The sequence below is a fragment of the Nocardiopsis sp. NPDC058789 genome, from assembly GCF_042745575.1.
GTDB classification, from domain to species: Bacteria; Actinomycetota; Actinomycetes; order Streptosporangiales; family Streptosporangiaceae; genus Nocardiopsis; species Nocardiopsis eucommiae.
Genome location: NZ_JBHYOW010000009.1, coordinates 202,107 through 228,387 on the forward strand (window position 1 = coordinate 202,107; position 26,281 = coordinate 228,387).

Below are 26,281 nucleotides of genomic sequence, written 5' to 3' on the forward strand. Positions count from 1 at the left end.
GGGACGCGCCCCCGCCCGGTTCCCGTTCTCGGGTCCCCGAGCCCGCACGCGGGTGCTGGTCGGGTGTGCGGAGCCGGGGGCTACTCGCCCTCGGTCCCCTCCGCCTCGGCGCCGTCGGTCTCCTCGGCGCCCTCGGACTCCTCGGTGTCGCCGGCGAGGGTGGCCTCGCGCTGCTCGGCCAGGGCCGCGAGCATCTCCTCCTGCTGGCCGCCGCTCAGACCCCGGGTGGACAGGCGGGCCTCACCCTGGATGTCCTCGTAGGTCTTGGGCTCGGTGGTGACGATGTTGTAGTTGGCGTCGCAGGACAGGTCAAGCGAGCCGCCCGCCTCCAGGGAGCCGCTGTCGGTGCACTCCTCGTCACCGATCTGCTCCTGGGTGAAGGTGACGTCCATGCGCACCAGGACCGTGCCGCTGCCCGAGGCCCCGGAGTCGCGGACGGTGCCGGACCAGGTGCAGTGCGGGCCGTCGACGCACTCCATCGCGGGCTGACCGTCCCAGCTCACCTCGATGCGGGCGTCGCGGGAGCCGGTCAGCTCCTCCTCGGTGACGGTCGTCAGGTTGTCGTAGAGCTCCTCGGCGGCGGCCTCGTCGGCCTGGGCGATGTCCAGGCGCACCTGGGGGCCCGTCTCCCCGCCCTCGGGAACCAGTTCCTCGACCTCGACCCGGAGGATCTGCTCGGTCTCCGCGTCGATCCACAGCTGGTTGCGCTCGCCGTTGAGGTCGACCTTGTAGGCGCGGGTGTCGTCGAGGGTCTCCTCGACGGCCTCGTCGCCCTCCAGGCCGATCTCCTCCAGGATCGCCGCCAGCGCGGGCGGGGCCAGGGTGTTCTGCGGGTTGATGCCCGCCTGCGCGGTGGAGCTGCGCACCCAGGAGCCGTCGAACTGGTCGCTGTCCGGTCCGAAGACGTTCTTGTCGAGCCAGAACTCCTCACCGGCGCGCAGGAAGATCTTGCTGTCGGCGGCGATCATCTCCGCCTCGACGCCGTTGGCGCGGACGGTGCCGCTGGTCGCGCCGCCGTCGGCGACGGTCAGGGTGGTCTCCTGGATGTCCCCGCCCACGCTGGGGGCGACCTGCCCGTTCGCGGTGAGCGCCGGGTACTCGGCCAGGTCCGCCAGGGCGTTCTCCAGCAGGGGCGCCGCGTCGACCGGTTCGGCCGCGTCCTCGGTGGGGGCGGGTTCTTCGTCACCGCCGCCGAAGCCGCATCCGGCCAGTCCCAGTGCGGTGATCGTGCCCACCGCGGCGAGGGCGAGCCGTCCGCGTCCGCGACCCCTGTTGTGAGTAACCGGCGCCATCTTGCCTCCTGACCCCGACCTGTGGGGTGCTGATTCGAATGCGCGTGAAGGAAGTCGTCGGGAGGTGTCCCGGGCGTCGTCACCGCCCCGCCTCTCCGCGACATGGGATGCGGGCGCGGACCTGCCGGTCGCGTCCGGTGGACCCCCGTGGGTCGGTCCCTCCGGCGCTCCTCGCCGTTCCCCCGGAACCGGGCTGGCCGCCGCACCGCCCCGAAAGGGTATCGAACGCGAGCACGCGCCACTGCCAACACCACTCCATGAACACGCACAAATCAGTGGAATCCGAGAGGCGTGGGCGGGGCGAACAGCCAGAACGCGAACGGGGCCGACGGGGGAGAAATCCCCCGTCGGCCCCTGTGTCCGCCCCACCGTGTCGGTGGTTCGGGACCGGTCGCCTCGACGTTGAGTGCTAGGACCCGATCCGCGGTGGGGCGGCCTCCTCACCCGGAGGCGTCGGTGAGGAGGCCGTCGCTCCCTCCAGTTCGTCGAGCTCGTCGAAGGCGTAGGCCGACTCCGCGTGGAGCTCGTGGTCCAGGCCGTTGGTCTCGACCTCCTCGGCGATACGGAAGCCGATGAGCAGGTCGATGACCTTGGCGATGACCCACGTGACGATGAAGGTGTAGACCATGACGCCGATCACGGAGATCGCCTGCGCCGCGAGGAGGCCGAGGCCACCACCGAAGAACAGGCCCGCGTCCCCGCCGCCGGGCACGGCGGCGGAGGCGATGAACCCGAGGGCGAGGCAGCCGACGATGCCGCCGACCATGTGGATGCCCACGACGTCCAGGGCGTCGTCGTACTTGAAGCGGAACTTCCAGCTGATGGCGTAGGCGCAGATCGCGCCGGACAGGGCGCCGACGATGATCGCGCCGACCGGGGTGACGTTGGCCGCGGAGGGTGTGATGGCGACGAGCCCGGCGATGGCGCCGGAGGCGAAGCCCAGGGCGCTGACCTTGCCGTAACGGAGGCGCTCGACCAGCATCCAGGCGGCGGTCGCGGCGGCGGTGGCGACCTGGGTGTTGACCAGGGCCAGGGCGGCCTGCTCGTTGGCCGCGTAGGCGGAGCCGCCGTTGAAGCCGAACCAGCCGAACCACAGCAGGGCGGCGCCGAGCAGGACGAACGGCAGGTTGTGCGGGCGCATCGACTCGGAGCCGAAGCCCTTGCGGCGGCCGAGGACGAGGACCAGGGCCAGGGCCGCGGCCCCGGCGTTGATGTGCACCGCGGTGCCGCCCGCGAAGTCGATGACCTCGGGCAGGCCGGTGAACTCGTGCATGCTGGCGATCCAGCCGCCGCCCCAGACCCAGTGGGCGACGGGGAAGTACACGAGGAGCGCCCAGATCGGGGCGAACAGCAGCCAGGCGCCGAACTTGGCGCGGTCGGCGATGGCGCCGCTGATCAGGGCCACGGTGATGACCGCGAACATCAGCTGGAAGCCCGCGTCGACGAGCAGCGGGTAGCCGCCGTCGGTGCCGTCCATCGGCTCGACCTCGGTCATGATGCTGCTGAGGCCGACGTAGTCGAAGCCTCCGACGAACATCTCCAGGGCGCCGTGGCCGGGCGCGTAGGTCAGTGAGTGGCCGACCAGGACCCACAGGACGCTGATGATGGCGATGCTGCCGAAGCTCATCAGCATCATGTTGAGGACGCTCTTGGCCCGCGACATGCCTCCGTAGAAGAAGGCCAGGCCCGGGGTCATGAGCATCACCAGCGCGGCGCTCATCAGCAGCCACGCGGTGTTGCCTGAGTCAATCATTTCGTCGCCTCCGTTGCACGGACGGGGGATGGTCGTGAGATGCGGCGGTCAGCGAGCGCGTCTTCGGGCCCGATGCGCTGGCCACGGCGACCACTGTCCGACCCGGGTGTTTCCCGACCGGACCCGACGTGTTGCGGAGGCGTAAAAGGGCGGCTCGGAGTGTTAAGCCGTCATGAACGAACCGTGCTCAAGGGGCGAACGACGAACGGCCGGACCCCCGTGTCGGGTGTCCGGCCGCTTGGTGCAGGTGGTGCCCCCGGGTCAGCCGAGGATGGCGTCCACGAACACCTCGGGGTCGAAGGGGGCGAGGTCGTCGGGACCCTCCCCGAGTCCGACGAGCTTGACGGGCACGCCCAGCTCGCGCTGGACCTGGACGATGATGCCGCCCTTGGCGGTGCCGTCGAGCTTGGTCAGGGCGATGCCGGTGACGTTGACGACCTCCGCGAACACGCGCGCCTGGCGCAGTCCGTTCTGGCCGGTGGTGGCGTCCAGGACGAGCAGGACCTCGTCGACCCGGGACTTCTTCTCCACCACGCGCTTGACCTTGCCCAGCTCGTCCATCAGGCCGGTCTTGGTGTGCAGGCGTCCGGCGGTGTCGATGATCACGGTGTCCGCGCCGTCGTCGATGCCCCGGGCGACGGCGTCGAAGGCCACGCTCGCGGGGTCGGCGCCCTCCTCCTTGCGGACGACCGGCGCGCCCACCCGGCTGCCCCAGGTCTGGAGCTGCTCGGTGGCGGCGGCGCGGAAGGTGTCGGCGGCGCCGAGCACGACGCTGCGGCCGTCACCGACCAGGACGCGGGCGAGCTTGCCGGTGGTGGTGGTCTTGCCGGTGCCGTTGACGCCCACGATCATGATGACCGCCGGACGGTCGCCGTGGGGTTCGGTGCGCACGGCGCGGTCGGCCTCGGTGGTGATCTGCTTGAGGAGTTCCTCGCGGAGCAGGGCGCGGACCTCGTCGGTCTCGCGGGTGCCGAGCACCTTGACGCGGGTGCGCAGGTTCTCGACGATCTGGGTGGCCGAGGCGACACCGATGTCGGCGGTGATGAGGGTGTCCTCGATCTCCTCCCAGGTGTCCTCGTCCAGGTTCTTCGAGGAGAGCAGGCTGAGCAGCCCCTGGCCGAAGGAGCTCTGTGAGCGGGCCAGGCGGGCGCGCAGGCGGACCATGCGCCCGGCGGACGGGGGCGGGGTCTCGATCTCGGGGGCGGTGGGTTCGGCTGGGGCCGTGGCGGCGGCGTCCTCGGCCGGAGGCGCGTGGGCGGGGGGCGTCTGGGCCGCTCCCCCGTCCTTCTCACGGTCCTCTTCGAGGGCGGTGGCCCCGGTTTCCCCGGTGACCTCGGGCTTGGCTTCTTCCTCACCCGGCTTGACCGAGCGTCCGGCCCTGACCAGGAAGAACCCACCAACCGCCAGGAGGGCGACGACGACGATGATGCTTACGAGCAAGGTGATGTCCATAGCGTTCACCAGTCTCCCAGAGTGTCCGACGCGTTCGCGTCACGCCCCGGTGGCGTGCCGGGAACGATGCCGGTGGGGGCTTCCGGGCCCTCGGTGGCCCGGTCAGGTGCCCCGGTGGCGGGTGGTGCGCAGGATGAGGACGAAGAAGGGTGCCCCGAGGAAGGCGGTGACCACGCCGATGGGTAGTTCGGCCGGGGCGACGATGGTCCGCGCCACGACGTCCACCAGGACGAGGAACGCGCCGCCCATGAGCACGGTGACGGGCAGGATCGCCCGGTAGTTGGAGCCCACGAGGCGGCGCACGATGTGCGGGACGACGATGCCGACGAACCCGATCAGCCCGCTCACGGAGACGGCGGCGGCGGTGGCCAGGGAGGCGGCGGCGATCACGACCATCCGCACGACGGCGGGGTTGAGGCCGAGGCTGACCGCCTTGTCGTCGCCCAGGGCGAGCATGTCCAGCAGGTAGCCGCAGAGCAGCAGGACGACGAGCGCGACGACCGCGTACGGGGCGACGAGGCGGACGTCGTCCCAGCCGCCGCGACCGAGCCCGCCCAGCAGCCACGCGTAGATGCGCTGGAGCTGGTCCACGCCCATCTGCTGGACGAGGGTCTGGGCCGCGGACAGGAACGAGGAGACCGCCACCCCGGCCAGGACCAGCGCGGCGGTGCCCCCTCCCCCGGCGGTGGCGCCGAGGAGGTAGGCGGCGGCCACCCCGGCCAGCGCTCCGGCGAAGGCGGCCACGGGGACGAGGGCGCGCGGGTCGGCCAGGACCTCGTGGCCGAAGACCATGACCATGGTGGCGCCCAGTCCGGCCCCTGCGGCGGCGCCGAGCAGGAAGGGGTCGGCCAGCGGGTTGCGGAAGACGCCCTGGTAGGCGCCGCCCGCCGTGGCCAGCAGGGCGCCGACGACGGCGCCCATCACCACGCGCGGCAGGCGCAGTTCCATGAGGAGCGCCTCCTGCCGTTCGGTGAGCGGTGTCTCCACCCCGAACGGCAGGAGGCTGAGCAGGTGGCGGAGGATGTCGTCGGCGGAGATCGAGGCGGCCCCCGCCGCGACGCCGAAGACCCCGGCGGCGAACAGGGCGACCGCGCCGCCCAGCACCCAGACCAGGGGAACCCCGAAGCCCTTCACGTCCTGCTCTCCTCGCTCTCGTCCCCCTCCGCCCGGGCCGCGCGGCCCGGGCGGGGGTCACGGACCTACTGCTGGGCGGTCTCGACGACCGCGTCGCCCACGGACTGCGCGAAGTCGACCACGCGCGGGCCCCAGCGGGAGGCGATGTCGGTGTCCAGGACGTGGACCGAGCCGGTCTCGACGGCGGAGACGGTGTCGTAGGCCGGACGCTCCTCCACGGCCTCGACGGCGGACTCGTCACCGTAGGAGAGGAAGATGAGGTCGGGGTCCTCCTCCACCACGAACTCCGGGGACAGCTGCGGGTAGCCACCGCTCTCGCCGTCGTCCGCCTGGTCCGCGATGTTCACCAGACCGAAGGCGTCGTAGATCTGGCCGACGAAGGTGCCGGAGGTGGCGGAGAAGAGGGTGTCGTCGAGTTCCTGGTAGAAGGTGAGCCCGCTGTCACCGATCTCGGCGCAGACGGACTCGACGATCCCGTTGAACTCGTCCTCGATCCGGTCGGCCTCGGCGTCGGCCTCCTCCGTCTTCCCGGTGACGTCCCCGAGCAGGCGGATCTGGGCGTAGACGTCCTCCAGGCCGGTGGCGCCGGGCAGCACCAGGGTGGGGATGTCGACGGCGCCGAGCTGGTCGGCGGTGTCGACGGCGCTGTCGGCGAGGATCACCAGGTCGGGGTCGTACTCGCTGATCGCCTCGACGTTGGGTGTGAAGCCGCTGAGGTCCGTGGTGGGGGCCTCGGCGGGGTAGTCGGAGTAGTCGTCGGCCGCCTCGACCTGGTCACCGGCGCCGATGGCGAAGAGCATCTCGGTGTTGCTGGGCGAGAGCGAGACGATGCGCTCGGGGGCGGCGTCGACGGTGACCTCTCCGACCATGTCGTCCACGGTGACGGGGAAGGTCCCGTCACCGACGGTCGCGCGGTCGGCCGCGGGCTCGGGGGCTCCGCACTCGGCGGAGGCGGTCCCGGTCTCCTGCGCGGGCTCGGAATCGGGTTCGGTGGTGCCACAGGCGGTGAGGGCGAGGGTGGCGCCCAGGAGTGCGACGGGGAGTTGGCGGGCGATCCGCACGGTGCGGTGCTCCTTCGGTGAACAGGGGAAAGAGCACGACCCGGTCGGGGACGGCCGGTCCTTCCCACGAGGACGGGGTTCGTCGGTGCCGAGGAGGCGACCTGGCTCGTCCCCGCGCACGCGCGGGGCATCACAGTTGCGGGGCAGCGCCGGGTTGCGCGGGCCGTGGTGGCGCCGCGGGACCGGACTTCGCTCGTTCGACACCCGTCGCACCGCCGGAGGGCGGCACGACCCCCTCACTCTACTCGGCGGTACTCGCGCGGGCCGGGGGCACCTCTCCGGCCCCCGGATGGGTGCACGCACCGCTCCCACCTGCGCTTTTCGTGGGACCGTGCCGGAAACGGAACTCGACACCGTGGCTCACCCGTGGGATTGACGATGCCCTTTCAGCCCGAAGGTGCTTTATGTCCCCTTTATGTGGAGATGTGACGCCAGGGGCATTTGAACCCCACGAATCCATTGTGTGGCCATATTGATCCTCGCAGCACATTGACACCTTTATCGCACAAGGCAATGATCTCGTTGCCATGCGCGCCGAACATCCGATCACGGACGACATGCGGCGTATCCCCCCGTGCGCGATCCCTCGCACCCGGCGGGGTGCCGTTCCCCCTGTTTCCTGAGGCGCGCACGAGAAGGGATGTGTTGACAAGGTGGCACGCAACCTGTCACGTCTGGCTTCGATCGCCGGGCTGACAATGATCGCGGGACTCGTCGCGGTCACACCGGCAGGCGCCGACGAGGGTGCGGAACTCGCACCTCTGCACCCGGCGCCCACCGCGGAGAACGGCGAACTGACCCACCAGGTCCAGGACCTGTGGTTCATCGAACTGGAGAGCCCGCCCACCTCCGAGGGCACGGCCTCCGCGCGCGTCGAGGACGAGCACGCCGAGTTCCGCGACGAGGCCGACGAACTCGGTCTCCAGTACACCGAGCGGCTGTCCTTCAACGAACTGTGGAACGGCCTGTCCGTGGAGATGGACGACGCCCAGGTGAGCACGGCCCGGGAGATCTCCGGCGTCGCCGCGATCCACCCGGTCGTCCGCCACGAGCTCCCCGACCACGACGAGAGCTCACCCGACATGGACACCGCCCTCGGCATGACCGGGGCGGACATCGCGCAGAGCGAGCTCGGACTGACCGGTGAGGGCCTCCGCGTGGCCGTCATGGACACCGGCGTCGACTACACCCACCCCGACCTCGGCGGCCCGGGCGGCTTCCCGTCCGAGCGCGTGGTCGCCGGACACGACTTCGTCGGTGACGACTTCAACGCCAGCGACCCGGCGAAGAGCACGCCGGTCCCCGACGGCGACCCGCAGGACTGCAACGGCCACGGCACCCACGTCGCGGGCATCATCGGGGCCCAGGGAGAGGTCACCGGCGTGGCGCCCGACGTCGTCTTCGGCGCCTACAAGGTGTTCGGCTGCGCGGGGTCCACGACCTCCGACGTCATGATCGCCGCCATGGAGCAGGCGCTCGCGGACGACATGGACGTGCTCAACATGAGCGTGGGGTCGGCCCACTCCTGGCCGCAGTACCCGACCGCCGTCGCCTCGGACAACCTGGTCGACGAGGGCATGGTCGTCGTGGCCTCCATCGGCAACGAGGGGGCCTCCGGCCTCTACTCCGCGGGAGCCCCCGGGCTGGGCGCCGACGTGATCGGTGTCGCCGCCTACGACAACACGCACATCCGCGCCGACGCCGCCGAGGTCAGCCCGAGCGGCGAGACCATCGCCTACATGGAGATGGACGACGCGACGCCGCCGCCCGCCTCCGGCGAGACCGACGAACTCGTCTACGTCGGCCGGGGCTGCCTGGCCGCGGGCGACGAGCTGGAGGGCGACCCCGAGGGCCGGACCGCGCTCATGGTGCGCGGCGAGTGCACCTTCGGTGAGAAGTACGACGCCGCGCTGGCCGCCGGTGCCACCGGTGTCGTCATCCACAACAACCTGCCCGGCATGTTCGCGGGCGGCGGCATCGTCGACCAGGGCGCTTTCGCGGTGGGCGTCTCCGACGAGGCCGGGGCGCACCTGCGCGAGCTCCTGGAGGGCGGCGAGTCCGTCACCCTCACCTGGAGCGGGGAGGAGACCACGATCCCCAACCCGACCGGCGGGCTGATCAGCAGCTTCAGCTCCTACGGCATGTCGGCCGACCTGGACATCAAGCCGGACCTGGGCGCGCCCGGCGGGCTGATCAACTCCACGTACCCGATGGCCAAGGGCGGCTACGCCACCATCAGCGGCACCTCGATGTCGTCCCCGCACGTCGCGGGCGGCGTCGCCCTGCTGCTGGAGGCCCGTCCGGACCTGGCCGCGCACGACGTGCGCGACGTCCTCCAGAACACCGCCGACCCGACGGCCTGGTGGGGCAACCCGGACCTGGGGATCCTGGACAACGTCCACCGTCAGGGCGCCGGGATGCTCGACGTCCCCGGGTCGGTCCTGACCACCACCGGCCTGTCCCCCGCGAAGCTGCCCCTGGGTGCCACCGAGGGGCCGGTCACCGAGACCGTCACCGTGACCAACCACGGCGACGAGGAGGCCACCTACGAGATCGGCCACACGCCCGCGCTGGGCACGCACGGCAACACGTTCGCTCCGTCCTTCAACGACTCCTACGCTCAGGCCGACCTCAGCGAGGACAAGGTGACCCTGGCTCCCGGCGAGTCCGCCGAGGTCGAGGTGACCGTCACGCCGCCCGCCCGTGAGTACGCGCAGATGCTGTACGGCGGGTACGTCGAGGTCACCGAGGTCGGGGGTGCGGCGGAGACCGGTACCGTCCGCGTCCCGTACGCCGCCTACAACGGTGACTACCAGGAGATCGAGGCCATGACCCCGATCACCGACGCCAACGGGAACGTGCACGAGCTGCCGTGGCTGACCCGCATCACCCAGTGCGAGGTCTTCACCGGTCTGGAGTGCGCCGACACCAACGGCGGCACTTTCCAGAACCAGCCCGACGGTGCCGCCTTCTCGATGGACTGGGTGGACGGTCTGCCGGACGTGCCGTACGTGATCGCGCACTTCGACCACCACGTCACCCGGTTGGAGATGACCGTCGTGGACGAGCGCACCGGCCGTCCGGTCCACCCGGACCGGAACCTGGCGGTCGCCGTCGACCACGTCAACCGCAGTGCCACGAGTACCGCCTTCTTCAGCTACGTCTGGGACGGCACCGTGGTGGACTCGCGCAACCGCGTGACCGACGTCCGTGACGGTGACTACCGTCTGCGGGCCAAGGCGCTGAAGGCGCTCGGTGACCCGGCGAACCCGGACCACTGGGAGAGCTGGACCTCTCCGGTCATCACCATCGACCGGGGCTGACTCCGGTACCCACCGGTGAGCAGTCGCGGGGCCGTCCTCCTTCGGGGGGGCGGCCCCGTCCGCGTGCGGGTGTGGGTGCGGTGCGGGTGCGCCACCGGCCGGGCGTACACTGCGGGACCCGGACGGATCACCCCGTTTCTCCCGCGCTGAAAGGACCCACCCATGGCCGGATTCTTCGACCGCTTCCGTAGTCCCGAGCCGGAGCCCGTTCGCGCGGAGCTCACCCGGGAGGGGTACGAGGAGGTGCTGGGTCTCCTGAGGACCGACAACAAGATCCTGGCGATCAAGCGGATCCGGGAGCTCACGGGCATGGGGTTGTTGGAGGCCAAGAACCTCTCCGAGGCCATCGAGGCGGGGCGGTGGGCACCCGCTCCGGACGGGAGCCTGGCCGACCGGGTGCGTGAGCTGGTGGCGGAGGACCGTGTGGCGGACGCGGTTCGGATGGTGGCTCAGGAGACCGGGATGACCGAGGACGAGGCGTCCCGGTTCATCGGAAGCCTCGACCAGGGCTAGGTGTACTGATCACTGAGGGTGGATCCCGGCTGATCCGACGCGGGTCTCCTGCGCCCTAGAGGCGCACGGCCGCCACGAACGCGTCCCACTCACGGGCGGACGCGTCGAGCTGGCCGAGGTGGCGGTTCTGCGTGTCCCGCACGGCAGCGCCCTGCTCCGTGGCGCGAGCCTCCACACAGTTCCCACCTTGACCATTGCTGTAGCTGGACTTCTTCCAACCATCGATCATCATGTGATGCCTCGATCCCTTCCACTTGGTACGGAACTTCAAGCTGGCGGGCTGCGGTTCGCCTCGCCTTAGAGGCGTACGGCGGCCATGAACGCCTCCCACTCACGCACGGACGCGTCCAGGCGACCCAAGTGGGGGTACTGGGTGTCACGCACCGCAGCACCCAACAGCGTGACACGCGCCTCCACGCAGTTCCCACCTTCGCCATTGCTGTACGACGACTTGTGCCAGTCCGTCATCGGTATTCCTCCGCTTTCTCCCTCAGCAGGATCGGCGTTGCGCCCGAGATCGACCTCCCGACCACATCTCCCCCAACAGCGTCGGGACCTCGAACGCCACTCCACGATCTCACCCCTTCGGGCACCATCCAGAAAGAGGGCTCTCCGCAGGTCGTCAAGCATCACGATCCGGAGGGGACCCTGGGGCCAGTGTTGCGAATGGCCCCCTAAGGCCTTTGGCCCTGGAGATGTGTTCTTCTCCAGGTATCCTGATCAGGCACAACTCAAACCGGCCCCCGCCAATTACCCTGGCGGGGGCCGGTCGCGCCTGTGGCTAGGAAATTGAGGCCTTCAAGAAGGCCGCCCACTCCACCGCTTGAGCTTCCAGATAGCCAAATTCGCGGTTCTGGGTATCGCGGATGTACGTGACTGGCCCTTCTGCCACCTCCACGCAGTTACCTCCGCCACCGTCGCTGTAGCTCGACTTGTGCCACTCGTTCATGCGGCCCGACGCTCCTTAATCTGGCTGATCAGCTCAAGAGTCGCCCGCGTCGACAAGGCCTCGGCCTGCATCGCGCTGAACAGGTCGAAGGCCTCCCGCACGGTCTTCTCGGTGTCTACGATCTCACCCCCCATAGCGTTCTCCAGATAGAGGGCCTGCCTACGTGGCCCTAGGTCCACAACACGGTACGGAGCGCACAACCCCGGAGCTCCGTCGAGGGGGATCGCTTGGAACCGGATCGTACCGGCTTTGACCAGAGCATCAATCCACGCCAACTGCGCAATCAGTACTGCCCGCGAACCGATCTGGCGAGTAAGAACCACTTCGTCGACTAGGAACCACATCCTGACGCCGCGTTCCCGGAGGGCCTCCAGGCGAACCACCCTGGCGCGTACGATCTCGTCAACTTCGTCTTCGGTCGCTTCAGGCGTCCGCGCCTTGACCAACGCGCGAGCATAGTCGGCAGTCTGGATGACGCCAGGGAAGATGATGGACTGGTACTCGCGGAGCTGGGTGGCCTTCCGCTCGAGTGACAGCGCACTCTTCAGCTGTTCTGGAATGGCCCCCTCAAGGTGGGTGTCCCTCCAAAAACTCAGCAAAGCACCTTCAGTCGCGAACAGCGCTTCCATTTTGTCCACATGGTGGCGTTTTGCTACTCGTGTCGCGCGTTCGATCGACCCGACCATCGCCCCACTCACACCCAGGCGCGCCCCAACGTCAGGGAGTGACAATCCTCGGTCAGTGCGGTGTTTACGCACAGCCGCACCAAAAGGAACCCACTTCCGAATCTGATCTTTCGGTCCGTCCTTCGACATGGCAACAGTCAACAACAGATCGCAACTACTCGCCACTCCCAGAACCAGGAAAAAACAGTTGCCCTGTTTCCATGGCGCCCTGACCAGCACATGTGTCAAGTTATGGCCAGTCGCTTCAGAACGCCAGAACCGGCTTGAGGCGCAACTGGAGCACGACTTCAGCCCACTGCCCTTTATCGGGCCAAATAGGGGTTTTGGGCTGGATTCCTGACTGGGGGAGACACGGCCAGTGGTCGATCCCCAGGTCATGAAAACCCCAGTGGCCGATGTCGAGAGCAGTCGACTGGGCTCAAGACCCACCCCGAAGCACCCGAGGTGAGACAGATGCGGGCTATTAAGAACCACTCCAGAACACCAAACACCCACGTCGGACGCTATCCCCGCGCCCTCCGATTCTCCGAGCCCGCACGTCACGGAATCCTGCTCGGACCCACTCGCGAGTACCGAGCCCTTTCCGCCTGGTGTCGGAACATGCTTCCCGTTCAGGGGACCCGTCTGGCCCGCATCACGCGGATCCTCGTCACCAACTCCCACCAGCACTCCCGGTCGGGCCTGCCCGGCGGAACCGTCCGCGTGGTCCTGGACCAGTCCCGACCGCTACTCCCCCACCTCTACGTCACGGATCAGGGACCGCGAGACACCGTCCAGCCGCAGTACCCGCAGCTCAACCCCCGAGAAAGCGCCTCCGGACTGGCGGTCCTCAACCGCCTCGCCCTGTCCTGGAACCCCTCCTGGACCTGGGACGGCAACCGCATCCAGCAGACCACGGTCGAGGTTGTCCTCGACCTCGGCTGACCCACCACCCTCACCCCGCCACACCCGGGAGCCGAACCGCATTTCCCGGCGGGACGCCCACCTTTTACACCCGTGCATCACCAACCACTCTCAAGAGAACTGGACGAATATGAGCGCTGACCGCCTGCCGCCTCGACCTGGGTGGTTCACCCGAGTACTCACCAACCCCCGCTGCACCACTGCTTGCTCTCGGGGTCCGTTGGTCCCCGCGCCCAGGAGGCCAATCGACTCCATCCCCTTGCAGGTCCTGGGAGCCGCCCTGGCCGGGCTGCGGCGGTTGGCGGTGGCCACGTGAGCGTGTTCTCTCCTGAGCTGACCTCCCGCGAGGCCACAGTCCCTTTGGCGAGCTTCATCAAGCCGTTCCACGCTCACTACTTCTCCCGGACCGTGGGCACCCCGTTCCGTAAGCGCAAGTACGCCTTCGCCGGACTCCCCAGCCTCATGCCCCTGGTCCGGGCGTTCCTGGACACCAGCGCCGCCGAACGCTCCACCGACTACCGATACCTGTTCACCCTGCTCGGCTCGGAGCTGGCCAACAACGCCATCGCGCACTCGCTGTCGAGTGAGCACGGACAGACCTACTCACTCACCGTCGACCGAGGCGCGAACGGCATGACGTTGACCTGCCAGGACCAGGGCACCCGGAACCCCATGGCCCCCGGGCCCCTCACCGCTACCGACCTCACCACCCTGGCCCCCGACGCGGGTCCGGGCAGTGGCCGAGGCCTCGGGCTGGTCAGCGCGTTGGCGGATCGGTGGGGCGACAACGGCAACCCGAAGTTCCGGCAGGTCTGGTTCCACCTCTCCTACGACCTCACCCACAACCCATGGACCCAGATCGAGGGAGAGCAGTGATGCTGGACATCGACACCAGGGACCTGCTCGCGACCGCAGAGGACGCGTTGGCCGCCCCCACTCATCTGACTCCCGCGCAGGTGGACGTGTGGCACAACCACACCCTGCGCAACCGCATCCCGGTGATTCTGGAAGCCCTACGGATCGCGCGGGAGAAGAGCGATGGGGAACTGGCGGTCCGGTTGATCGACCAGGCCATCCACGACCACCCCGCACCCACCCGGGTACCCGGCAACCGGCCCGTAGCGGGCAAGGTTCCGAAGCAGAACAACCCCCATCCGGAGTCGCTGCCGGTCCCCGAACACGTCCTCTGCACCCTGCTGCACAAGCACTGGAACATGACCGTGGAGGGCCACGTTCCCAGCGAAACCTTCGTGGCCCGCCGCCCCCTCGGGTGGACCGGTGACGGCGACCCCTACGAGCGCATCACCGCACCCACCCGCACCGAACTCCTCCGGCTGCTCGCTCACCGCCACCTGGGTGTTCACAGGAGTGACCCGGAACCTCCGCCCGCTGCCTGAGTGGGCCCGAAGCCGTTCCATGAAAAAGCTCTGGCGGGTGCACCAACACCCCCAGAGCAGGCCGACAAGTACCAACCCCTTGAAGAGAAAGCGATTGCCGACATGGCCATTGTGCCGCACACCCCTGCCCGCGACCACACGAACAGCCCGCCTGAGAACCAGTCTCGGTGGGAGTGCCGGGTCTACCCCGGGCAGCTCTCCCAGACCAGCCAGGTCCGAGCGGACCTGGACGCCGACCTCCACCGTCTGTTCTCCCCCACCGCCGAGGTGAAGGAGGAGATGGTGTTGTGCGTGAGCGAGATGTTCGCCAACGCCTGCGAACACTCCCGCTCCGGACAGGACCCCGACGGACGGGTGGTCCGCACCCTGGACCTGCCCCGTCCGGGAACGGTGCGGATCTCGATCATCGATGACGGCACCCGCACCAACTCCACCACGGACACCGTTCCGAAGGTCCCTCGCAGGCGCACCAGGCAGCAGCAGGAGCGCGCCGAACGCGGACGCGGCCTGCTCCTACTCGACCACCTCTCCACCCGATGGGGATTTCGGCCGGTGCTGGACTTTCCGTTCTGCGCCGGGCTGGGCACCGTCATCTGGGCCGAGTTCACCCTCCCCGCCCTGGTCGCTGGAAGGTGTGCTCGATGACCAGTCACCAGCTCAGCCCGGGGGTGCGGTCCGTCCTGGTCGCTCCCCGAGGCCACCGCTTCCCCCGCCCGGCGCGCCCACAGCGGACCGGGCCGTCCCGGGTCGTTCCGGCTACGGCAACGGCTCCTCGCGCGAAGTCGCCCCAGATCGAACGGGCTCACACCGAGCTGCCCTGGTCCGAGTCACACCAGGACCGTCAGGAACGCCTCCTGCGCCAGATGCAGGGCAATCCGCGAGTGGCCTACATGCTCGAGCACGGACCCCTCCCGCACTGGGTGCATGTCGCCCGCCAACAGCGCGAACGGCAGGCACGGGAGGCCGCCACGACCAGGGCCGAGCCGGAACGCGTCCTTCTCCGGGGGCGCCACCGAGCACCCCGCCGGTGGTGGGGATGGCCCGCCACCGCCATCAGCTCCACGCTCCTCCTGGGCCTGACCACCCTGGAGACCGTGGGCCAGCCCCTCAGCCACAACATCGGCATCCCGACCTAGCCGAACACCAAACCGGGGCCCGGCAAGTGTCGGGCCCCACCCAACCCCGCAAACGCGGGGAGCAGGCGATCGGTATCGGCGCGTTCGTCTCCGGTGTGGGTCCATCCCCGCGTACGCGGGGAGCAGTAGAAGCTGCGGTCCAGGTGAGCCTCGACGGTGGGTCCATCCCCGCGTGCGCGGGGAGCAGCTCCGCGAGCGAGCCGACGCCGGGCGTTCCGTGGGTCCATCCCCGCGTGCGCGGGGAGCAGCCGGAGGAGGTGCGGGCAGTGAGCTCCTGGACGGGTCCATCCCCGCGTGCGCGGGGAGCAGATGCGCGAGCAGGCCGAGGCGCGCGTCGCCACGGGTCCATCCCCGCGTGCGCGGGGAGCAGCGGGTGAAGCGCAGAATCTCCTGCGCGAGCTTGGGTCCATCCCCGCGTGCGCGGGGAGCAGCGCTTTCCCGCCGGGATGCGGTTCCCTGGTCGGGGTCCATCCCCGCGTGCGCGGGGAGCAGGCCGCCACGGTCGACGGGCGCCTCGTGGGGTGGGGTCCATCCCCGCGTGCGCGGGGAGCAGGGGGCCGGTCGCTGTAGGTCGTCCGACATCGTGGGTCCATCCCCGCGTGCGCGGGGAGCAGGGGACTCCACTCCCGGCCCGCAGCCGCGCCCTGGGTCCATCCCCGCGTGCGCGGGGAGCAGACCGCTGGCGACGAGGAGATCCTCGGGCAGGCGGGTCCATCCCCGCGTGCGCGGGGAGCAGCACTCTGAGGGCTGGAGCGGGTGGTCGGCCACGGGTCCATCCCCGCGTGCGCGGGGAGCAGCTCCGTGGCTACAACACCTCCAACGAGCTGGTGGGTCCATCCCCGCGTGCGCGGGGAGCAGCGGTAGAACGCAGCCAGTCCCTGGTCGGCGGCGGGTCCATCCCCGCGTGCGCGGGGAGCAGAGCAGGTCGCGGCGGAGCGGTGCTTCGGGGACGGGTCCATCCCCGCGTGCGCGGGGAGCAGCGTCGTGGCGCTGATCGGGAGCAAGACCGCACGGGTCCATCCCCGCGTGCGCGGGGAGCAGGCCACAGCCCCCCAATCGCCACGAGGAATAATGGGTCCATCCCCGCGTGCGCGGGGAGCAGTCTCATTGACCTGCACGTTTGTCAGCGGAAAGACGCCAAATCTGCAAGTTGTTGAGAAACAGACATTTCACCCATCCTCCTGGCGATCTCCTTTGCTCTTTCTACCTCCCACCCGACGCTCACGGCTACTCCGTTCCGCAATCAGCGATTTCATAAGCCGGGCAGTCCCAGCCGGGACCTCCAGCGGGTACTGCCCGTTCCGGGCTAGCGAACTCAGCCACCGTGGGTGGAGGAGCTCTTGTAGTCGGTGTAGGAGTACGGGTTGTCGAGCAGGGTGGGCTCGGGCACGTCCGGGTTCATGCCCTTGACCCACTCCTCATCGCCGAGCGCGCCCCGCAGGTGATCCAGGGTCGACTCAACGTTCCTGCGGATCGTGCCCAGGTCGACACCGACCAGGCGGTGCTCGTGCTTGACGACCCTGCCGTCGACCAGGACCGTGTGCACGTCACCACGCTGAGCCTGGAAGACCACGTGGCCGTAGGGGTTGAGCAACGGGAACGAGACCGGGGAGTGCTCGTTCTTGATCAGCACCAGGTCGGCCTTGGCCCCGGGGCGCACCCGACCCAGGTCGGCGCGGCCCAGCGCGTCGGCGCCACCGCGAGTCGCCCACTCCACGACCTGGTCCGCGCGCAGGGACGCGTGCGTGACCGTTTCCCCGCGCGCGTGCGCCTCCAGGTGCTCGCGGGAACGGTCGGCGCCCAGGGTGGTGCGCATGGCCGAGAACAGATCGCCGCTCCACCAGGCACTGGAATCCATCGACAGCGACACCGGGATGCCGTGTTCGCGCAGCCTCCAGGTGGGCGGGTAGCCCTGCCCGGCGCTCTGCTCGCTCTCGGTGGAGACCGAGACGCTGCCGCCGGTCGCGGCGATGCGGTGGTAGGAGTCGGTGGACAGCGAGGCGGCGTGCACGTACACCGTCTCCGGTGTCATGAACCCGTGGTCGTGCATGAGCCTGATGGAGTCGTCGCCGGTGGCGCCCCACACGCCCGCGTGCGTGGTCACCGGCAGCCCCAGTTCGCGGGCCACCTCGAACGCGCGCTTCTCGGGGAAGTCCGGATCGCCGGTGACGTCGAAGGCGATCTGCACGTCGAGCATGTCGCGGTCGCCGTCGAAGCGGCGGCGCACGAAGTCACGGAAGGCCGGGTCGGTGGCCCACTCGCCGGGCTGGGCCTGGATGTTGCCGTAGGCCAGGACGAACCGGCCCGGAACGGACTTCAGAGCGTCCACGGCCGCGTCGGCGTGGTCCACCGTGCTCAGTCCGTGCGACCAGTCCACGACCGTGGTCACCCCGGCATCGAGGGCCTCGGCCGCGGCCAGTGCGTTGCCCGCGTGCACGTCCTCGGGGCGGAAGAGCTTGCCGCCCTCCAGGTAGTACCAGACGAAGTACTGGGTCAGGGTCCAGTCGGCCCCGTAACCGCGCATCGCGGTCTGCCACATGTGGCGGTGGGTGTCGACCATGCCCGGCATGACGATGCCGTCGGTGGCGTCGACAACCGCGGCGCCGTCGGGTACGGCCAGGTCGCGGCCGACCTGCGCGACGCGGTCATCGACCACGAGCACGTCGGTGTCGGGCAGGACGGTGCGGGCGTCGTCCATCGGCAGCACCGTTCCACCGCGCAGGACGACGGGGCGTCCGCGCTCGAACCGGGTGTTCTCACTCATCCGGGGAAGCTCCTCGGCGGGTTGTTCGACGTTCGGGCTTTCTTTCCGTAGTCGAACGTATACGCGGATTCAGGGCGTTCGGTGACGAAAGGTGCACCTGTGCTCCCCGGGGCCGTTCCACGGGGCCGCAGCGACCTGCCGGTGTCCTGGAATCAGTCCCAACCTGGTCGCCTCGCGCGAACACACGCGCCCGGCTGTTCCACTCCCCGCGTGCGCGGAGAGCAGACACGCGCAGCAGCTTCCGCCTCGCGCACCTTGCGTCCATCCCCGCGTGCGCGGGGAGCAGAGTGGGCGGAGAAGAAGGCCGAGCCGTCCTTCGTGGGTCCATCCCCACGTGCGCGAGGAGCAGACGAGCAGGTCCACGAAGGGCTCGCCGTCCTCGGGTCCATCCCCGCGTGCGCGGGGAGCAGCTCCGCCTGCCGACCTCCTGGCCCGGCCACGTGGGTCCATCCCCACGTGCGCGAGGAGCAGGGTCCTGGAGGTGGGCTAGGCCCCCCGGCGTGGTGGGTCCATCCCCGCGTGCGCGGGGAGCAGCGTCGGGAATCGGCCCTGGTCCCTCCTGCCCTGGGTCCATCCCCGCGTGCGCGGGGAGCAGTGCTCACCTAAGACGCTCGCACGCCCACTCGGGGGTCCATCCCCGCGTGCGCGGGGAGCAGGAGTCGGGTAAAGAATTTGTTGACGAAACCTAGGGTCCATCCCCGCGTGCGCGGGGAGCAGATCCGTGACTATGTGGTGCCGACCATTCTCTGGGGTCCATCCCCGCGTGCGCGGGGAGCAGTCTCACTGACCTGCACGTTTGTCAGCGGAAAAAAGCCAAATCTGCAAGTTGTTGAGAAACAGACAATTCACCCCAAACTCGCCACGATCCTCTGCCTCCACTGCCCGTGCAACGCGTACAGCCACCGTTCCCGATGCTAGGCCCGATCAGGAATCCCCGTCCTTCGCCCTGGGAAGTGTACGAGGGCGTAGCCAAAGCACAGGCTGGAGGGCAGGCCAGCGCCAACGACAGGATGGCGCGGCTGTCCGCAGCCAGGAGTGGGCCATCTTCTCCGTGAAACGCCGATTCCTCGTCGCGGTTACCGATTACCAACTTCGGTTGCGTAAAGGTAAAGGAGCGCGTTCATGGAGGTGCCGCTGACAAGTTCGCGTTTATCCACCAGTTCCGGGATTCGCTCGACCGGTACCCAGTCAAGGCGTTCGGCTTCCCAGTCCTCTTCGGGTTCACCGATGTGCTCAGCGCTGTCAGCCACGAAGATGTGGTGCTCGCTGTCGGAGAGACCACTCGAGGGCTGGGTGTACAGCAGCGGACGCAAAGGGCCCGGACGCCATCCGGTCTCCTCCTCGACCTCGCGTGCGGCAGCATCCTTGGGGAGCTCACCTTCCTTGATGCCTCCGATGGGGATCTCATAGCCCCAGGTGTCGGTGATGAAGCGATGGCGCCACATGAGCAGGACGTTCCCCTGCTCATCGAGTACAGCCGCTCCGGCACCGGGAGCCGAACGGATGACCCGATGAGATAGACGTCTGCCTCCCGTGATCTCCACGTCCGCGAGGCGGATATCGAGCCACTGATCGGTGTAAAGGGGTTTCTCCGAGTGCACGGTCCAACGCATGCGTTGTCTCCCTGGGGGTCGCGGTCTGCAACCATCAGGCAATCACAGTTGCCACATGAGCTCCGCGTCCGCCTGTTCGATGAAGTCCCGTATCTCTGATCCCCTGCTGCGACGTGCGAAAGCGTCCAGGACGGACCTCACCCGGTCGTTCAGCCTGACGGATTCCATACCACCGGCACGTCTGAGCATCTTCCAAGCTGCGGGGAGCGCCTCGTCTACCCGCGACTGCTGAATCCGAATGAGGGCAAGCCCTGCGTAGCGGTGTACCTGCCCACGCGTGTGGGCGAGATTCACGGTGCGCACTGACTCGACTGCGTATCGTTCAGCGGCAGTGAGTTCATCGACCCCGCTTGCGCGGGGAGCAGTCCTTCCACCGGTCGTTGATGATCGTGTGGAGGGGTCCATCCCCGCGTGCGCGGGGAGCAGCTGGCCACCTCGGTGGGGGTCATCTCCACCGCGGGCCCATCCCCGCGTGCGCGGGGAGCAGTACCGGCTGAATGTCGGTGTCCGCCTGGAGCAGGGTCCATCCCCGCGTGCGCGGGGAGCAGAGGGGGTGGGACGAGGTGTCCTGGATCGTACTGGGTCCATCCCCGCGTGCGCGGGGAGCAGCGTGGGGCGGCGAGCAGGTAGCTCGTCGCCGCGGGGCCATCGCCGCGTGCGCGGGGAGCAGCGTGGGGCGGCGAGCAGGTAGCTCGTCGCCGCGGGGCCATCGCCGCGTGCGCGGGGAGCAGGAAGCGAGTGCCGTCGTAGGAAGCGGACCGGCGGGGCCATCCCCGCGTGCGCGGGGAGCAGTCGTCCGTCTCCAATCATCGGCCGACGCCTACCGGGGGCCATCCCCGCGTGCGCGGGGAGCAGCCGAGGCTCGCGGCGGCGATGAACAAGTTCTCGGGGCCATCCCCGCGTGCGCGGGGAGCAGATCCTGGGCACGGCGGGCGGCCATACGGACACGGGGCCATCCCCGCGTGCGCGGGGAGCAGCATCTGCACACAGAACAGGGGGCAAACCCTGGGGGGCCATCCCCGCGTGCGCGGGGAGCAGACACCGAGCCAAGATGCCAGGTCTTCGCTCGCGGGGCCATCCCCGCGTGCGCGGGGAGCAGTCGTCCGTCTCCAATCATCGGCCGACGCCTACCGGGGGCCATCCCCGCGTGCGCGGGGAGCAGCCGAGGCTCGCGGCGGCGATGAACAAGTTCTCGGGGCCATCCCCGCGTGCGCGGGGAGCAGCTGCATGGTGCACGCTCCAGCGAAGCAGGGCGGGGGCCATCCCCGCGTGCGCGGGGAGCAGGAGACCGCGTCCCCTCAGCCTGACCGGCGTGCGGGGCCATCCCCGCGTGCGCGGGGAGCAGTCTCGCTGACCTGCACGTTTGTCAGCGGAAAGACGCCAAATCTGCAAGTTGTTGAGAAACAGACAATTCACCCAAACTCGCCACGACCCTCTGCTATCTCCACTGCCCATAGAACGCTTACAGCCACCCGTTCCCGATCCTAGGCCCGATCAGGAATCCCCATCCTTCGCCCTGGGGAGCTTCACGAGGGCGTAGCCGAAGCACAGGCTGGAGGGCAGGGCCAGCGCCAATGACAGGATGGCGCGGCTCTTCTGCCGCTCCGAGCAGGACGAGTCCACCCACTCCTGGCGGATCATCTGTTCGATGTCCTCGCCCCAGTCGCGGCGGTCGTCCCACAGGGCGGGCCCCACCCACACGACCGGCGAGCAACGCACCCGGCCCTCCTCGCCCGGCGGCGGCTGCACCCGGTACGACGTCCCCAGGAGCAGCATCATGGCGAAGACACCGGTACCCCCGACCGCCACACTGGCGCGGACGACGCCGGGGAAGTGGCGCATCCGCTGTCGGGCCCACAGCACGAGGGGGATGAAGAACACGGCGTCCGTTTCGACCTGAAGGTTGGGGTTGGTACTGGCACTACAACCGCCAGGCTAGGGCTCCGACCGGTCCGCGGTCCCCCTCGAACCGAGGGGAGAGGCAGTGACCTACGCCACCCTCACTTCGCCCGGTCGGCGTCGCGGGCGAGGGTGAACAGGCTGACCGTCGCCGCCACCGACAGCACCAGGGCCCACCCCAGTCGGGAGATGGCCAGCTGGGAGCAGGTCCCTTGGCCGAGCGAGGGGCGCTCCTGCCAGAAGGAGGCACCGATCACCGGCATGCACCCCGGAGACCTCGCCTCCTCTCCCCCCGCGATCATGAGAAGGAGGGCGGGATCCGTCACCAGCAGTGCGACGGCCAGGCCGTAACCCACCCACACGACCAGCCGCAACAGGGGATCGTCCTTGTGGGGCACCCTCTCCCCGTGCTCGGTCCCCTGCTCTCCGGCCTCCTCCTTCTCGCTCTCCACGGCGACCGCTTCCGGGCCCACCGTTCTCTCCCGCTCCAGGGCCGTGGCCGTGACCCGGCTCCGATAGGCCGCGTAGACCATGGCAACGACGATCAGCGCGACGAAGACGAACAGAAAAACGGAAGCGGCGGTGTCCAAGGAAGACCTTCACAGGGGATGGAGGCGGGGGATCGGCCCCACGCCAACGCGGGAGGCCGACCGTGAGCCTACCCCGGGACACCGTCGGAGGGCGTCCGGGCGCTAGGCGGGCCGGTCGAGCTTCTGGCTGATGACCTGCGAGATCCCGTCACCCTGCATGGTGACGCCGTACAGGGCGTCCGCCGCCTCCATCGTGCGCTTCTGGTGGGTGATCACGATCAGCTGCGACGACTCCCGCAGCTCCTCGAAGATCACCAGCAGACGCTGGAGGTTGGTGTCGTCCAGTGCCGCCTCGACCTCGTCCATCACGTAGAAGGGCGACGGTCGTGCCTTGAAGATCGCCGCGAGGAAGGCCACCGCGGTCAGCGAGCGCTCACCACCGGACAGCAGGGACAGCCGCTTGACCTTCTTGCCGGGCGGCCGGGCCTCGACCTCGATGCCCGTGGTGAGCATGTCCTCGGGGGTGGTCAGCACCAGACGACCCTCACCCCCGGGGAACAGACGGCCGAAGATCGCCGCGAACTCCCGCTCCACGTCCAGGTAGGCCGAGGAGAACACCTCCTGCACCCGGGCGTCCACCTCCGCGACGATGTCCATCAGGTCCCGGCGGGTCTTCTTGAGGTCCTCCAGCTGGGCGTTGAGGAAGGCGTGCCGCTCCTCCAGAGCCGCGAACTCCTCCAGCGCCAGCGGGTTGATCTTCCCGAGCTGGTTGAGCTGGCGCTCGGCCACCTTGAGCCGCTTGGCCTGCACCTCGCGGACGTAGGGCAGCGGCACCGCCGTCTCGTCGGCGTCGGCCGCCGGGGGCACCGGCACGCGGGGACCGTACTCGGCGACGAGGGTGGGCACGTCCACGCCCAACTCCTCCAGAGCCTTGGTCTCCAGCTGCTCCAGACGCATCCGGCGCTCGGCGCGGGCCACCTCGCCGCTGTGCGCGGAGCTGGTCAGCTTCTCCAACTCCACCGAGAGCTCACGGACCCGGGCACGTACGGTCTTCAGCTCTCCGTCGCGGGCCTCGCGCTCGGCCTCGGCGGCCACGCGCTCGGTCTCGGCGGCGGCCAGGGACACGGCGATGCGCTCCAAGGCCAGCCGGGCGCTCTCCAGCACGGCCTGGGCGACGGTCGCCTGGGCGGCGCGGCTGCGGCGCCGTTCGGCCTCGCGCTCCACCGCCCTGCGCTCCTCGGCGGCCTGGGCCAGCAGGGCGTCGGCGCGGCCCGCGATGGAACGGGCCCGCTCCTCGGCGGTGCGCACGGCCAGCCGCCGCTCCATCTCGGTGGCGCGGGCACGTGAGGCCAGGGCGGAGAGTTCGTCGCGGTGGTCGGCGTCGGGCGCCTCCTCCTCGACGGCGGCGGCGATCTCCTCGGCCTCCGCGAGCTCCTCCTCCAGGCGCTCCAACTTCTGCGCGTCCTCGCCCCGCGACGCGGCGGCCTTGGCGGCGGCGGCCGCGTAGCGCTCGGACTCGGCCTCGGCGGAACGGGCCTGACCACCGAGCTTGCCCAGCCTCTGCGCGGACTCGTTGCGCCGGCGGTCCCCCTGGCGACGCCGCGCGGTGACCTCGTCGGCGGCCTCCGCGATCTCGGCGCGCTCGCGCTTCTTCTCGTCCAGCTCCACGGCGACGCGCTTGGCGGCCTCGGTCGCGGCCTCCAGGCGTTCGGCGGCCTCGTCCACCGCGGCCTGGACCTCCAGGAGGCTGGGCGCGGCGGCGGTCCCCCCGTGGACCATGGCGGTGGCGAACACGTCGCCGTCCGGGGTGACCGCCCGCACCTGCGGAAGGGCGGCGACCAGCTCGCGGGCGGCCGGGGCGTCGTCGGCCAAGGCCACCCGGTCCAGGAGGGCTGCTACCGCGTCGGACAGGTGCTCGGGGGCGTTGACGGCGTCGGCGGCGTAACGGACGCCCCCGGGCAGGGAGGGCCAGCTGGCGCGGTCGGCGGAGGGGACGGCGCGGGCGACGACGATCCCGGCCCGGCCCGCGTCCTCGGACTTGAGGAGTTCCAGGGCGGCGGCGGCGCTGGCCTCGTCGCGGACGGCGACCGCCCCGGCGGCCACCCCGAAGGCGGCGGCGACGGCGGTCTCGTGGCCCGGGTCGACCTGGACGAGGGCGGCGAGGCTGCCGAGCATGCCGGGCAGCCCGGCCTCCAGGAGGGTTCCGGCACCGTCCTTGTGCGCCAGGCCGAGTTCGAGGGCCTCCTTGCGGGCGGCGAGCGCGGCACGCTCCCCCTCGGCGGAGCGCTCGGTGTCACGGAGCTGGTTGAGCTCGGCGTCCACGGCGGACAGCTGGCGGGCGAACCGCTCCTGGGTCTCGTCGAGTTCGGCGTCCCCCTCGTCCAGCCCGGCGGACTCCTCGGCGGCCATCTCGTACTCGGACTGGGCGGCGGCGGCCCGCTCGGCGGCCTGCTGGGCGGCCTCCTCCAGCCGGGTGATCTCGGCCTCGTGGGAGGTCAGGCGTCCGCGCAGTCCCTCCACGCGGGCGGCCAGCCGGACGATGCCCTCGCGTCGCTCGGCGGAGGCGCGTGAGGCGGCCTCCAGACGGCGCTCCTCGCGGTGCAGGGCGTCCTCGGCGGCGGCGCGCTCGGTGACGCTGGTCTCCAGGACCTCGCGGGCCTCCTCCAGCCGGGTCTGGAGCTCCTCCTCCTGGGCGGCTGCCTCCTCGGCCTCCATCTCCAGTTCCTCGGGGTCGCGGCGCTGGACGACCTCGCCCTGGACGGCGACCAGGTTCTGGTGGCGTTCGGTGGCCAGCCCCCGGACGGCGTCGAGGCGTTCGGTGAGGCGGGACAGCGCGTGGTAGGTCTCGGTGGTCCGGGCCAGGGCGGGGGCGGCGGCGGTGGAGCGCTCCTCCAGCTCGGCCTCGCGCTCCTGGGCCTGGTTGAGGGCGGTCTCGGCGGCCCCGCGGCGGGTGCGGACCTCCTTCTCGTCCGCCTCCTCCTTGGACAGCTGCTCGGTGAGGGTGACGATGTCGTCCGCGAGCAGGCGCAGCCGGGCGTCGCGCAGGTCGGCCTGGATGACGGCGGCCCTGCGGGCGAGTTCGGCCTGGCGGCCCAGGGGCTTGAGCTGGCGGCGGAGCTCGGCCGTGAGGTCGGTGACGCGGTCCAGGTTGCCCTGCATCGCGTTGAGCTTGCGGATCGCCTTCTCTTTGCGCTTGCGGTGCTTGAGGATGCCCGCGGCCTCCTCGATGAGGGCGCGGCGTTCCTCGGGGCCGGCGTGCAGGACGGTGTCCAGCTGTCCCTGGCCGACGATGACGTGCATCTCGCGGCCGATGCCGGAGTCGCTGAGCAGGTCCTGGATGTCGAGCAGACGGCAGGTGTCGCCGTTGATCGCGTACTCCGAGCCGCCGTTGCGGAACATGGTCCGCTTGATGGTGACCTCGGTGTAGTCGATCGGCAGGGCGCCGTCGTTGTTGTCGATGGTGAGGCTGACCTCGGCGCGGCCCAGCGCCTGGCGGGTGGAGGTGCCCGCGAAGATCACGTCCTCCATCTTGCCGCCGCGCAGGGACTTGGCGCCCTGCTCGCCCATCACCCAGGACAGGGCGTCGACGACGTTGGACTTGCCGGACCCGTTGGGTCCCACCACACAGGTGATGCCGGGCTCGAAGCGCAGGGTGGTGGCCGACGCGAACGACTTGAAGCCGCGCAGCGTCAGATTCTTCAGGTACACCCGCGCCTCCCACGACGGTCACCGTTGTCGCCACGGGCGGTCGCCACGGGGCCGACCTCAAGGGTGCCATGAAGCAGGGCGCGAAGTGCGGCGTTGGGGCCACTCGGGGGCGATGAGCTGCGACACCGTGACGTTGCGGCGGTGCCGACGCCCGAGGGGTGCCGGAGG

21 protein-coding genes and 3 CRISPR repeat arrays are annotated in these 26,281 nt (G+C 69.8%); of the genes, 7 read left to right on the plus strand and 14 right to left on the minus strand.

From position 1 onward, the window contains the following. Window positions 1–80 precede the first annotated feature (80 nt). The 5 genes from ACFW3L_RS15755 to ACFW3L_RS15775 form a co-directional block, all read right to left on the minus strand. Window positions 81–1,292 carry a hypothetical protein gene (locus tag ACFW3L_RS15755; RefSeq protein WP_378740866.1) on the minus strand — a complete coding sequence of 404 codons (1,212 nt, stop codon included), beginning with the start codon at window positions 1,290–1,292 and terminating at the stop codon, window positions 81–83. A 409-nt stretch (window positions 1,293–1,701) separates the two neighbouring features. Then, entirely contained in the window at window positions 1,702–3,045 is a 1,344-nt protein-coding gene (locus ACFW3L_RS15760) for an ammonium transporter (RefSeq protein ID WP_378740868.1), read from the minus strand. Window positions 3,046–3,306: 261 nt separating this feature from the next. Continuing rightward, complete coding sequence (ftsY, locus tag ACFW3L_RS15765) at window positions 3,307–4,497, minus strand: signal recognition particle-docking protein FtsY (RefSeq protein WP_378740870.1); 1,191 nt, start codon at window positions 4,495–4,497, stop codon at window positions 3,307–3,309. 102 nt (window positions 4,498–4,599) lie between these two features. Continuing rightward, window positions 4,600–5,631: a FecCD family ABC transporter permease gene (locus ACFW3L_RS15770; RefSeq protein ID WP_378740872.1), complete on the minus strand. Its 1,032-nt coding sequence runs from the start codon at window positions 5,629–5,631 to the stop codon at window positions 4,600–4,602. A gap of 65 nt (window positions 5,632–5,696) precedes the next feature. Continuing rightward, a complete protein-coding gene (locus ACFW3L_RS15775; RefSeq protein ID WP_378740874.1) occupies window positions 5,697–6,692 on the minus strand; it encodes an ABC transporter substrate-binding protein in 996 nt (331 codons plus the stop codon). 698 nt (window positions 6,693–7,390) lie between these two features. Between ACFW3L_RS15775 and ACFW3L_RS15780 the strand changes: the two genes are divergently transcribed. Both ACFW3L_RS15780 and ACFW3L_RS15785 read left to right on the plus strand, forming a co-directional pair. Next, entirely contained in the window at window positions 7,391–10,015 is a 2,625-nt protein-coding gene (locus ACFW3L_RS15780) for a S8 family serine peptidase (protein WP_378741042.1), read from the plus strand. A gap of 162 nt (window positions 10,016–10,177) precedes the next feature. Next, window positions 10,178–10,528: a ribosomal protein L7/L12 gene (locus ACFW3L_RS15785; protein ID WP_378740876.1), complete on the plus strand. Its 351-nt coding sequence runs from the start codon at window positions 10,178–10,180 to the stop codon at window positions 10,526–10,528. A 55-nt stretch (window positions 10,529–10,583) separates the two neighbouring features. On the opposite strand, the gene ACFW3L_RS15790 is transcribed toward ACFW3L_RS15785, so the two are convergent. The 4 genes from ACFW3L_RS15790 to ACFW3L_RS15805 all read right to left on the minus strand — a co-directional run bounded on the left by ACFW3L_RS15790 (window position 10,584) and on the right by ACFW3L_RS15805 (window position 12,541). Beyond that, entirely contained in the window at window positions 10,584–10,760 is a 177-nt protein-coding gene (locus tag ACFW3L_RS15790; protein ID WP_378740878.1) for a DUF397 domain-containing protein, read from the minus strand. A gap of 65 nt (window positions 10,761–10,825) precedes the next feature. After that, window positions 10,826–10,996, minus strand: a complete 171-nt coding sequence (locus ACFW3L_RS15795) for a DUF397 domain-containing protein (protein WP_378740881.1) — start codon at window positions 10,994–10,996, stop codon at window positions 10,826–10,828. A gap of 313 nt (window positions 10,997–11,309) precedes the next feature. Beyond that, entirely contained in the window at window positions 11,310–11,477 is a 168-nt protein-coding gene (locus tag ACFW3L_RS15800) for a DUF397 domain-containing protein (RefSeq protein WP_378740884.1), read from the minus strand. After that, window positions 11,474–12,541 carry a Scr1 family TA system antitoxin-like transcriptional regulator gene (locus ACFW3L_RS15805; RefSeq protein WP_378740887.1) on the minus strand — a complete coding sequence of 356 codons (1,068 nt, stop codon included), beginning with the start codon at window positions 12,539–12,541 and terminating at the stop codon, window positions 11,474–11,476. The genes ACFW3L_RS15800 and ACFW3L_RS15805 overlap by 4 nt, the downstream gene beginning before the upstream one ends. A gap of 222 nt (window positions 12,542–12,763) precedes the next feature. Between ACFW3L_RS15805 and ACFW3L_RS15810 the strand changes: the two genes are divergently transcribed. The 5 genes from ACFW3L_RS15810 (at window position 12,764) to ACFW3L_RS15830 (ending at window position 15,599) form a co-directional block, all read left to right on the plus strand. Beyond that, complete coding sequence (locus tag ACFW3L_RS15810) at window positions 12,764–13,087, plus strand: ATP-binding protein (RefSeq protein ID WP_378740890.1); 324 nt, start codon at window positions 12,764–12,766, stop codon at window positions 13,085–13,087. A gap of 291 nt (window positions 13,088–13,378) precedes the next feature. Next, window positions 13,379–13,942 (plus strand): ATP-binding protein, encoded by a 564-nt coding sequence (locus tag ACFW3L_RS15815; RefSeq protein WP_378740893.1) that lies wholly within the window; start codon window positions 13,379–13,381, stop codon window positions 13,940–13,942. After that, window positions 13,942–14,463 (plus strand): hypothetical protein, encoded by a 522-nt coding sequence (locus ACFW3L_RS15820; protein ID WP_378740896.1) that lies wholly within the window; start codon window positions 13,942–13,944, stop codon window positions 14,461–14,463. Before ACFW3L_RS15815 ends, ACFW3L_RS15820 begins: the two co-directional genes overlap by 1 nt. Window positions 14,464–14,565: 102 nt before the next feature. Next, window positions 14,566–15,108, plus strand: a complete 543-nt coding sequence (locus ACFW3L_RS15825; RefSeq protein ID WP_378740898.1) for an ATP-binding protein — start codon at window positions 14,566–14,568, stop codon at window positions 15,106–15,108. Next, on the plus strand, window positions 15,105–15,599 hold the full coding sequence (locus ACFW3L_RS15830) for a hypothetical protein (protein WP_378740901.1): 495 nt from the start codon (window positions 15,105–15,107) through the stop codon (window positions 15,597–15,599). Before ACFW3L_RS15825 ends, ACFW3L_RS15830 begins: the two co-directional genes overlap by 4 nt. 36 nt (window positions 15,600–15,635) lie before the next feature. Next, window positions 15,636–16,701: a CRISPR direct-repeat array (repeat unit 29 nt; unit sequence GGGTCCATCCCCGCGTGCGCGGGGAGCAG). 213 nt (window positions 16,702–16,914) lie between these two features. Here the strand turns inward: ACFW3L_RS15830 and ACFW3L_RS15835 are convergent. The 5 genes from ACFW3L_RS15835 to smc all read right to left on the minus strand — a co-directional run bounded on the left by ACFW3L_RS15835 (window position 16,915) and on the right by smc (window position 26,113). Continuing rightward, window positions 16,915–18,363, minus strand: coding sequence for an amidohydrolase family protein (locus ACFW3L_RS15835; RefSeq protein ID WP_378740903.1), 1,449 nt, complete (start codon window positions 18,361–18,363; stop codon window positions 16,915–16,917). Between the two features lie 196 nt (window positions 18,364–18,559). Next, window positions 18,560–19,141: a CRISPR direct-repeat array (repeat unit 29 nt; unit sequence GGGTCCATCCCCGCGTGCGCGGGGAGCAG). 298 nt (window positions 19,142–19,439) lie between these two features. Next, complete coding sequence (locus tag ACFW3L_RS15840; RefSeq protein WP_378740905.1) at window positions 19,440–19,976, minus strand: NUDIX hydrolase; 537 nt, start codon at window positions 19,974–19,976, stop codon at window positions 19,440–19,442. A gap of 340 nt (window positions 19,977–20,316) precedes the next feature. Next, window positions 20,317–21,321: a CRISPR direct-repeat array (repeat unit 25 nt; unit sequence CCATCCCCGCGTGCGCGGGGAGCAG). Window positions 21,322–21,470: 149 nt separating this feature from the next. Then, window positions 21,471–21,857 (minus strand): hypothetical protein, encoded by a 387-nt coding sequence (locus ACFW3L_RS15845; protein ID WP_378740907.1) that lies wholly within the window; start codon window positions 21,855–21,857, stop codon window positions 21,471–21,473. 119 nt (window positions 21,858–21,976) lie between these two features. Further along, entirely contained in the window at window positions 21,977–22,465 is a 489-nt protein-coding gene (locus tag ACFW3L_RS15850; RefSeq protein ID WP_378740909.1) for a hypothetical protein, read from the minus strand. Window positions 22,466–22,567: 102 nt separating this feature from the next. Further along, the gene (gene smc / locus ACFW3L_RS15855; RefSeq protein ID WP_378740911.1) at window positions 22,568–26,113 is read right to left on the minus strand and encodes a chromosome segregation protein SMC; all 3,546 of its coding nucleotides are present in this window, start codon (window positions 26,111–26,113) and stop codon (window positions 22,568–22,570) included. Window positions 26,114–26,281: the final 168 nt, after the last annotated feature.